The sequence below is a fragment of the Pseudomonas khorasanensis genome (assembly GCF_014268505.2).
In the GTDB taxonomy this organism is placed as follows: domain Bacteria; phylum Pseudomonadota; class Gammaproteobacteria; order Pseudomonadales; family Pseudomonadaceae; genus Aquipseudomonas; species Aquipseudomonas khorasanensis.
The window spans coordinates 1-1281 of record NZ_JABWQP020000034.1; the positions used below are offsets into that span (position 1 = coordinate 1).

Annotated in this window: 1 protein-coding gene; it reads right to left on the minus strand. The window is 60.7% G+C overall.

Annotated elements, in window-relative coordinates; translation table 11 throughout:
• The coding region (gene tssI, locus HU727_RS25450) for a type VI secretion system tip protein TssI/VgrG (protein ID WP_217847153.1) at window positions 1-1175 on the minus strand (1175 nt) is incomplete at its 3' end.
• Between the last annotated feature and the right edge of the window lie 106 nt (window positions 1176-1281).

Sequence of the window (1281 nt, forward strand, 5' to 3'; positions counted from 1 at the left end):
CGGCCGTATTCGTCGCAGTGGATTTCTTCGCCTTTGGGGCCGGTGACCACGGCGCTCTGGCTGCCGAGGATGCGCGGTTTCGGGTGCTTGAGGGGCGGGCGATTCGGTACATCCCACGGCGTGGCCTGAAAGCGGTTGCGGTAGCCCTGATGGAAATCGTCTTTCAGCGCGGTGGTGTCGCTGGTCACCGACTCTTCGAGCACTTGCGGCTGCTTGCCTTCGTGCAGGACTTCGGTGAGCAGCCAGAGGTCATTCCACTTGGCTTTGGGGTGTTCGGTCAGGGCGAGAAAATGGCCGCTGACCAGCAATGGCTGATCGCTCTTGCCTTCGGCCAGTTGAAAGTCGCTGCGATGGCGTTCGAGGGCACGTTTGGCCAGGTGTTTGCCGCGCTCGCGGTCGATGAAACGGCCCGGGTAGTCGTAGTCTTCGAGGTCGGGCAGGGCGTCGCCACGGTTTTCGCTTTCCAGGGTCAGGCGCGGTTTTTCGAAGTCGTAGTCGCGGCGGGTGGTGCGGCTGGTGCGGGTTTCCAGGCGCAGGTCGAAACGCTTGATCACCGGGTTGTTGGCGACCATGCCGGAGTCTTGCTGATAGGCCACCGGCGCCAGTTTCGGGAACACCGTCTGGTCATCGCCGAAGACGAGTTTGTGCGCCGTGGCGCTGTGCTGGAAGTGGTAATGAATGCCTTCTTCTTCGCACAGGCGCTGGATGAAGTGCAGGTCCGACTCGTCGTATTGCACGCAGTAGATGCGCTCGGGGTAGATCGAACCGGTCTTGAATTCGTAGGCATTGCTTTGAATGCCGTGTTCTTCGAGGACCATGCCGATGATTTTCGGCACCGTGAGGTTCTGGAAGATGCGCTGGTTGATGCGGTGCGCAAGATAAGACAGTTGCGGGCGCAACGCCACCGAATAACGGGTCAGGCGCTTGCCGGAATCGCCTTGTGCGGCGCGGTAGATCTGGCCGTGAATGCCGCTGCCGTCGGGCGACAGTTGCAGAAAGGCCGGTTTGTGCAGCAGGGTTTCGAGGTCCAGCGACGGCTGCTCACTGACCAGCTCCACCTCAAACACAAAAGGCTGGCTGATGGCTTCCCGGCCTTGCAGGGTGAATACCTGAAAGTCGACGGAGAGCCCTTCGATGGTCAGGGCAAAGTGGGTTTCATTGGCCGGCGCGAACATCCCTTGTTCCTCGTGCTGTACAGCGGCGTTCGTCGACTACCGCTAGGCGGATCAACGCACGCGAAATTCTGGAGGGGCGTAAACAACATCGACCAGCAGGGCTGGT